Consider the following 8,075-nt stretch of genomic DNA (forward strand, 5'->3'; position numbering starts at 1 on the left):
CGGGATGAACATGGCTGTATCGGTTCTGCCGGATACGTATGGTGTGAAGTGCAAAAAGACTGTATCCGCTTGTTTGAGAAAGGGATTCGTACAGAGGCGGTGGATGATAGTGACACTTCTGCTTTCATTGTTTTTAGTCCCGATTCTACACAGCTGGAACTTTTCTTTTCCAATAATCAGCCCAATGAAATATTGGAGAGACGTAGCCTGCCTTCGGGAGGTTATGCGTGGAACGTGGAGGACGATGATACGAAAAATGTACGACTGATAGATGGCTTGTGGACAATAAGCCAAAGAGATAAATTAATTTATACCCAGAAGGCCGGAAGTTGATTTTAAAAGCTCCGGCTTTCTGTAGGCTTGTTTATAGCACCATATTCCTGACCGTCAATGTCGTATAGACATTTTCTGCGTATTGTCTTCCTATGGGAATTACAATCCGGCATCCGGTCAGGTTTATTTCCCGTTTAGAAAATCGTTCCACCTTATTAACCGGAATGATATACGAGCGGTGCGTACGTAGAAAAGCCTTTTCGGGTAACATCTCCTGAATACTTTTCAGACTTGTGCGCGATAATATATAGTTGCCGTTTATACGGAATATTTTCGTATAATTCTCCATTGCTTCGATATAAAGAATATCGGAGATAGGAATAGATATATTATTGTATTCTTGTTTGATTATGATGTTTTCCGGTAGTTTGTTCTGGCATGCTTCAATAAAGACAATCGCTTTCTCCACTGCTTTTTCAAATCGTTCATAAGCGAAGGGCTTGTGCAGAAAATCCACGGCATCGAGGTCGAAGCCGTCCAGTGCATACTGTGCATGGGCTGTCGTAAAGATGAGACAACTCTCGGGAGGAAGTGCATGGGCAATATCCAATCCGCTGATGCTGTTCATTTCAATATCCAGAAAGACCAGATCAGGTTTGCACCGGGCTATTTCCTTCAGCCCGGTCAGCGGTTCGCTGAAAGTAGTAAGTTCCAGTCCGCCTTTTCGTTCGCAAAACTGGCTGATGATGAGCAATGCAATCGGTTCGTCGTCAATAGCGATACAAGTCAGCTTTTTCATCGTAGTTGAATGTTAAGATAGGTTTTGAAGCATCCGTTTTCTTCTTTTGTAAGCAATACAAAGCGGTTGGGATAAAGAAGTTCCAGCCGTTTACGGCAATTGTCTATTCCGATGGCATGAGGATTTTGATGGTTCTCCTTCATAATCATATTCTCGGTTTCGAAGATAAGCTGCCCTTCCTTTACAATGATACGAATAAAAATTGTACAGTCCGTGTCGGACGAAACGCCGTATTTGAAACTGTTCTCGACAAAAGTAATGAGAATCATCGGAGGAATCTGTATCTGTTCGTCATCCATCTCGGTTTCAAATACCACTTTCGTATGCTTGTTTAAACGCAAAGATTGTAAATCAACATATTGGCGTATATATTCTACTTCGTTGCTGATGGAAATCAGATCTGAAGTAGTCTGGGCATACATATATTTCAGGATATTGGAAAACTTGATAAAGGCAGATTCTGTTTTGTCCGACTTCGTAAGTACCAGTCCGTAGAGAGCGTTCAATGTATTGAAAAGGAAGTGCGGATTGATTTGTGCCTTATAGAGAGCCAGTTCCGCCTTGTTCTTTTCCGCTTCAATCTCCTGTTTGGAAAGAATTTGCTGGAAAAGCTCAAAGATCAGTTCTATGGAAAGACTGAACCCCGTCACTACCAGGAAAAAGAACCACACAGTTTGCGCCCGCATGTGTTGCCGGGCTTTATGCATCATCAGGTCTATATTGTTGGGTTCCGGTGGGTATGGAAAGTGGGTTAGCAACCATGTGATAAAGATAAGCGATAACATGAGCAATAAGATATGTCCGAACTTCCGTTGCATGAAAAGCATCGGTAGTTTCACTTTACGGTAGATGAAGTACAGACCGTAGAGATAGACAATCAGGGTCAGCATAAAGACCGTGTGGTGTACAATCCATTTGTCTACCGGCACTAACATGATGATGGGCGGCATGATTACCAGACAGAAAAGCAAGTCAATGTAAACAGGTATATTAGTACGTTTCATATTCTTCTCATTGCTCGTTTAACTCCCGGAAGTCTATTTTCTCACTTCTTTGCAAAGATAAAAGATTGTTCTGAAACCCCAAGCATTCCCTTTTGTCGTTCGTCATCATATTCTTGCCGTTCGTCACTACATTCTTATTTTATTGTTTGATAATTCTTAGATTTGGTCAGTCGCGCTTTTTATAGAATAATGGGTTATAAATCATTAACAATCATTTAAATATAGCTACAATGAAACAACTAATCATTTTTGCCTTGGTTTGTTTGCCTCTGCTATGTGCTTGTGGAGGTTCGCAACAGAAAGAGGCAGATGCCATGTACAAAACACTTACCGTAACACAAAGTGACCAGATTTTGAAATCCGATTATACAGCTACGCTACGAGGGCGGCAGTATGTTGAAATTCGTCCGCAGGTGAGTGGTATAATTACCCGGATATGTATCAATGAAGGAGATCCCGTTCATAAAGGGCAGACACTTTTCATTATCGACCAGGTTCCTTATAAAGCAGCGTTGGAAACAGCAGTGGCTAATGTAAAAAGCGCGGAAGCCAAACTTGCCACTGCTAAATTGACAGCGGATAGCAAAGCTGAACTTTACAAAGAACAGATTGTGTCCGAATTCGATTTGCAAACAGCCCGCAATGAACAAGCGGCAGCAGAAGCGGCATTGGCACAGGCTAAAGCACAGGAAGTGAATGCGCGTAATGACCTTTCTTATACTGAAGTGAAAAGTCCGGTGAACGGAGTAGCCAGCATGATTCCTTATCGGGTAGGGGCGTTGGTGAGTAGCAGTATCACCGAACCGTTAGTCACTGTTTCGGACGACAGCGAAGTATATGCCTATTTCTCCATGACGGAGAATCAGATACTCGACTTTGTGCAACAGTATGGCTCACTTAAAAAAGCGATAGAAAACATGGACGAAGTGGAACTGACTATGAGCAATGGAAAAAACTATTCTCATACTGGAAAGGTAGACGCTATCAGCGGTACGGTGGATGAAGGAACCGGTGCTGTTGGGCTGCGGGCTGTTTTTGTCAACCCCGACCAGTTCCTGCGTAACGGTGGAAGTGGTAAAGTCGTTGTTCCTACCATAAAGAAAGGATGTATCATCATTCCGCAGGCAGCTACTTACGAATTGCAGAATCGTATATTTGTATATAAAGTAGTCGACGGCAAAGCGAAATCAACCCCGGTAGAAGTGTTCCGGTTGAATAACGGTACTGAATACATCGTCGAAACAGGGCTTGCACCGGGTGATGTTATTATAGCCGAGGGTGCCGGACTGGTGCGTGAGGGAACAGTAATCAAGAGTGATCTGACTAAAGAATAAGATGCCGTTATGAAAATCAGAACATTTATAGACCGGCCTATTCTCGCAGGAGTAATTTCGGTTGTTTTTCTTATCATCGGATTGATAGGATTTTCGCAGCTTCCCGTTGAACAGTTTCCTGAAATTGCACCTCCTACTGTCAGCGTTTCCGCTACCTATACCGGTGCTAATGCGGAAACAGTACAGAAGAGTGTAGTCGTGCCATTGGAAGAAGCGCTCAATGGAGTAGAGAATATGATGTACATGACCTCTTCCTCTACCAATAACGGTTCAGCGAGAATAACCATTTACTTCCGTCAGGGGACTGACCCCGATATGGCGACAGTTAACGTGCAGAACCGTATTGCTACGGCACAAGGATTATTACCGGCAGAAGTCACCCGCAGCGGTATCACTGTCCGTAAGCGCCAGACAAGTAATATCAAAGCATTGGCATTGTATAGTCCCGACAACACGTTCGATGAAAGTTTTCTGAATAACTATCTGAAGATCAATATCGAACCCCGTCTTTCACGTATTGCCGGGGTAGGTGAGGTGAATGTGATGGGAGCGGACTATTCGTTACGTATCTGGCTCGATCCGGCTAAGATGGCCAAATATGGACTGGTTCCGTCCGACATCACGACGGTACTTGACGAACAGAATCTGGAAGCTCCTACGGGAACGCTTGGTGCTGAATCGAAGAATACTTTTCAGTATGTATTGAAATATCGTGGACGTTATGAAGAAGAAAAAGATTATGGAAATCTGGTAATCCGTTCGCAGGCAGGAGGTGAGGTGCTGCGGCTGAAAGATGTGGCACGTATCGAATTGGGTGCCAGCTCTTATACGTACATCGGTGAAGTGAACGGGCATCCCGGTTCCAACTGTATGATTGCGCAGACTTCCGGTTCGAACGCCAATGAGATTATTAAGGAAATAGATAAGGTGACAGTGGAAATTGCTCAAGGATTACCTAAAGGAATGGAGCTGGTAGACCTGATGAGTTCGAAAGAGTTTTTGGATGCATCCATTAAGAATGTGATAAAAACCTTGATTGAAGCCATTCTGTTAGTGGTACTTGTGGTTTACGTTTTCCTGCAAAGTTTGCGGTCTACGTTTATTCCGGCCATTTCTATCATCGTTTCCCTTGTGGGTACTTTTGCTTTTCTCTATGCCGCAGGTTTCAGTCTGAATATGTTGACGTTGTTTGCACTGGTGTTAGTTATCGGAACGGTGGTGGATGATGCTATTGTTGTGGTGGAGGCGGTGCAGGCAAAGTTCGACGAGGGATATAAATCGGCTTACCGGGCCACCATTGATGCCATGGGTGGCATCACCTCGGCACTGGTAACTACCACCTTTGTCTTCATGGCAGTATTTATTCCCGTATGTTTTATGGGAGGAACTACCGGAACGTTCTATACCCAGTTCGGACTGACCATGGCTGTTGCCGTAGCAATATCTCTGATTAACGCGTTAACTTTAAGTCCCGCTCTCTGCGCACTGATAATGACACCGCACATGGAAGCTGCGAAAGGGGAGAAATTGAGTTTCTCATCCCGTTTCCACATGGCATTTGATAGTGCTTTTCATCGGTTAGTACTGAAATATAAGAGTGGCGTATTTTTCATGTTGAAACGTAAATGGCTGGCGGGAGCATTGCTGTTAGTCGCTTGTGCGGGATTGTTCCTTCTGATGAAAACCACCAAGACCGGGTTGGTTCCTCAAGAGGATATGGGAACTATCTTTGTAGACGTGCGTACTTCACCCGGAAACAGTCTGGAAGAAACCAAGATTGTAATGGATGAAATAGACAAGCGTATCCATGACATACCGCAAATCAGAATGTTCTCTAAAGTGACGGGTAACGGTATGATAAGTGGTCAGGGAGCATCAAACGGTATGTTTATCGTCCGTCTGAAACCATGGGATGAACGTACGGAAAAGGAAGACGGTATCAATGCTGTTATTAACGAGATTTATCGGCGTACGGATGACATTTCTTCTGCACAGATTATGGCCTTTGCACAACCGATGATTCCCGGGTATGGAGTAAGTAGTGGTTTTGAGATTTATATTCAGGACCAGAAAGGCGGTTCGGTAGAAGATTTGCTGAAATACACCCGTCAGATGATTGACGCGTTGAATGCCCGGCCTGAAATCGGACGTGCCTCGACTTCGTTCGATACGAAATACCCTCAATACCTGGTAGAAGTGGATGCCGCCCTTTGCAAGCGGAATGGAGTGTCGCCTTCGGATGTATTGAGCACTTTGTCCGGCTATATCGGTGGTAACTATGCATCCAATATGAACCGTTTCTCTAAACTTTACCGTGTAATGGTACAGGCTTCACCGGAATTCCGTCTGGATACTGAAGCATTGAATAATATGTTTGTCCGCAATTCCGACGGAGAGATGTCCCCTGTCAGTCAGTATCTCACTTTGACACGAGTCTACGGTGCAGAGTCGCTGACGCGTTTCAATTTGTTCTCTGCCATCTCCGTCAATGGTGCTCCGGCAGACGGTTACAGTTCCGGACAAGCTATTCAGGTGGTACGTGAAGTTGCGGAACAGGTATTACCGGCAGGTTATGGCTTTGAGTTCGGAGGTATGTCACGTGAAGAATCCTCTACAGGGAATACCACAACACTGGTATTTATCATCTGTGTAGTCTTTATCTATCTTATTCTTTGTGCGCTCTACGAAAGTTTGTTCATTCCGATTGCAGTGATTCTTTCCGTACCATTCGGACTTGCCGGAAGTTTCCTTTTTGCCAAGATGTTCGGCCTGGAGAATAATATCTATTTACAGACAGGTTTGATTATGCTGATTGGCTTGTTGTCGAAGACAGCTATTCTGCTTACGGAATATGCTTCCGAGCGCCGTCGTCAGGGAATGACGATCACACAGGCGGCTGTTTCGGCTGCGCAAGTCCGTCTGCGTCCAATCCTGATGACATCTCTTACGATGATATTCGGTATGTTACCGATGATGTTTGCATCGGGAGTAGGAGCGAACGGTAATATTTCCATCGGTGTAGGAACCGTAGGTGGAATGTTGATCGGTACGGTTGCCCTGTTGTTTATCGTACCTATATTGTTTATCGTGTTCCAGTATCTTCAGGAAAAACTGATGCCGGCACGTAAACCGGCAGAGTTGGAGAATCTTTAATTGTTGAAGTGTATGAAAAAGATAATAATATGTTTATTCCTGTCGGCCGGATTGAGCGGTTGTCATGTGTACCGGACTTATGAACGTCCGGACACGACGGTTACCGACAGTCTTTACCGGCAGCCGGTTGTTGCGGGGGATACCGCTTCCATTGCTTCCCTTTCATGGAAGGAACTATTTACCGATCCGCAACTGCAACAACTGATTGAAACGGGTATCGCGAATAATACCGATTTGAATATTGCCCGTTTGAAAGTGAAAGAAGTAGAAGCATTACTGCTTTCTTCCAAGTTGGCTTATCTGCCTTCTGTATCGCTCACTCCGCAAGGAACATTGAGCAGCGTGGATGGTTCGAAAACTTCCAAGACCTATGATCTGGCAGCATCGGCAGACTGGGAACTGGATATTTTCGGAAAGTTGACCAATGCCAAACGAGGAGTCAAAGCCGCCCTCGAACAGAGTGAAGCCTATAGGCAAGCGGTACAGACGCAACTGGTAGCAACGATTGCCAATAGTTACTACACCTTATTGATGCTTGATAAGCAACTGGATATCACCCGTCGCACGGCTGAAACATGGGATGAGAACCTGCGTGCAATGAAAGCATTGAAAAGAGCCGGGCAAACTACGGAAATGGCTGTTGCCCAAACTGAAGCGAGCAAGCTATCGGTAGATGCTTCCGTGCTTTCTATTGAACAGCAAATCAGTGAAATGGAGAATTCTCTTTCCGCCCTGTTGGGTATGGCTCCGCAGCTGATAACACGTTCTACGCTTGACAACCAGCGTTTCCCGGAATCCCTTTCAACCGGAGTGCCGTTGCAACTGTTGCACCGTCGTCCGGATATTCGTCAAAAGGAAGCTGAACTGGCTGGGGCTTTTTATGCAACGAATCAGGCACGTTCTGCTTTTTATCCCTCTATCACCTTGAGTGGTTCCGCAGGATGGACAAACTCGGCAGGTGGCGCTATAACCAATCCCGGACAGTGGCTGCTTTCCGCTGTCGGCTCATTGGTTCAGCCACTTTTCAATCGCGGACAGAATATTGCTAATTTGAAAATAGCGAAAGCACAACAGGAAGAGGCGTTACTCACCTTCCGCCAAAGTTTGCTTGATGCAGGAACGGAAGTAAACGATGCGTTGGTGCAATGGCAGAAGGCTCAAGGCCGTTTGGCACTCTCCAAACAGCAGGTCACTTCGCTTCAGTCCGCAGTGCGTAGTTCCGAACTGTTGATGCGGCACAGTTCGCAAAACTACCTGGAAGTACTTACTGCCCGTCAGACTCTTTTGCAGGCAGAATTATCCGTCGCTTCCAATCGTTTTGATGAAATACAGGGAGTTATTAATCTTTATCATGCATTGGGAGGAGGATACTGATTGATAGTAGATGGATTAAAACAAAATTGTTAATAAGTTGATATCAAAGATGCTGAATATATAAACTCCCATCATAATCTTTGTATTTAACGTGAGTTCGATATAAGGGTTAGAATTATTTATTTGAAAATTAGTAAC

At 44.7% G+C, this 8,075-nt stretch carries 5 protein-coding genes and 1 pseudogene; 4 read left to right on the top strand and 2 right to left on the bottom strand.

The genetic code is table 11. The features are described from left to right. Nucleotides 1-333 (top strand): annotated as a pseudogene (locus ACT8YW_RS20645) (hypothetical protein); the annotation flags it as partial. A gap of 31 nt (nt 334-364) precedes the next feature. On the opposite strand, the gene ACT8YW_RS20650 reads toward ACT8YW_RS20645, so the two are convergent. Both ACT8YW_RS20650 and ACT8YW_RS20655 read right to left on the bottom strand, forming a co-directional pair. After that, entirely contained in the window at nt 365-1,072 is a 708-nt protein-coding gene (locus ACT8YW_RS20650) for a LytR/AlgR family response regulator transcription factor (protein ID WP_444106991.1), read from the bottom strand. Beyond that, nucleotides 1,069-2,076 carry a sensor histidine kinase gene (locus tag ACT8YW_RS20655; protein ID WP_444106992.1) on the bottom strand — a complete coding sequence of 336 codons (1,008 nt, stop codon included), beginning with the start codon at nt 2,074-2,076 and terminating at the stop codon, nt 1,069-1,071. The genes ACT8YW_RS20650 and ACT8YW_RS20655 overlap by 4 nt, the downstream gene beginning before the upstream one ends. Before the next feature lie 230 nt (nt 2,077-2,306). On the opposite strand from ACT8YW_RS20655, the gene ACT8YW_RS20660 reads away from it, so the two are divergent. From ACT8YW_RS20660 to ACT8YW_RS20670, 3 genes are read left to right on the top strand one after another with little or no spacing between them, the layout of a single operon-like run. Beyond that, a complete protein-coding gene (locus tag ACT8YW_RS20660; RefSeq protein ID WP_444106993.1) occupies nt 2,307-3,410 on the top strand; it encodes an efflux RND transporter periplasmic adaptor subunit in 1,104 nt (367 codons plus the stop codon). 9 nt (nt 3,411-3,419) lie between these two features. After that, nucleotides 3,420-6,563 carry an efflux RND transporter permease subunit gene (locus ACT8YW_RS20665; RefSeq protein WP_444106994.1) on the top strand — a complete coding sequence of 1,048 codons (3,144 nt, stop codon included), beginning with the start codon at nt 3,420-3,422 and terminating at the stop codon, nt 6,561-6,563. A 12-nt stretch (nt 6,564-6,575) separates the two neighbouring features. Continuing rightward, a complete protein-coding gene (locus tag ACT8YW_RS20670; RefSeq protein ID WP_287818050.1) occupies nt 6,576-7,937 on the top strand; it encodes an efflux transporter outer membrane subunit in 1,362 nt (453 codons plus the stop codon). Nucleotides 7,938-8,075: the final 138 nt, after the last annotated feature.

It is taken from the genome of Bacteroides sp. (genome assembly GCF_052357945.1).
Taxonomy (GTDB): Bacteria; Bacteroidota; Bacteroidia; order Bacteroidales; family Bacteroidaceae; genus Bacteroides.

Coding starts and splice junctions, on each gene's coding strand:
- ACT8YW_RS20650 (WP_444106991.1), bottom strand. CDS start 1,072: ATGAAAAAGCTGACTTGTATCGCTATTGACGACGAACCGATTGCATTG.
- ACT8YW_RS20655 (WP_444106992.1), bottom strand. CDS start 2,076: ATGAAACGTACTAATATACCTGTTTACATTGACTTGCTTTTCTGTCTG.
- ACT8YW_RS20660 (WP_444106993.1), top strand. CDS start 2,307: ATGAAACAACTAATCATTTTTGCCTTGGTTTGTTTGCCTCTGCTATGT.
- ACT8YW_RS20665 (WP_444106994.1), top strand. CDS start 3,420: ATGAAAATCAGAACATTTATAGACCGGCCTATTCTCGCAGGAGTAATT.
- ACT8YW_RS20670 (WP_287818050.1), top strand. CDS start 6,576: ATGAAAAAGATAATAATATGTTTATTCCTGTCGGCCGGATTGAGCGGT.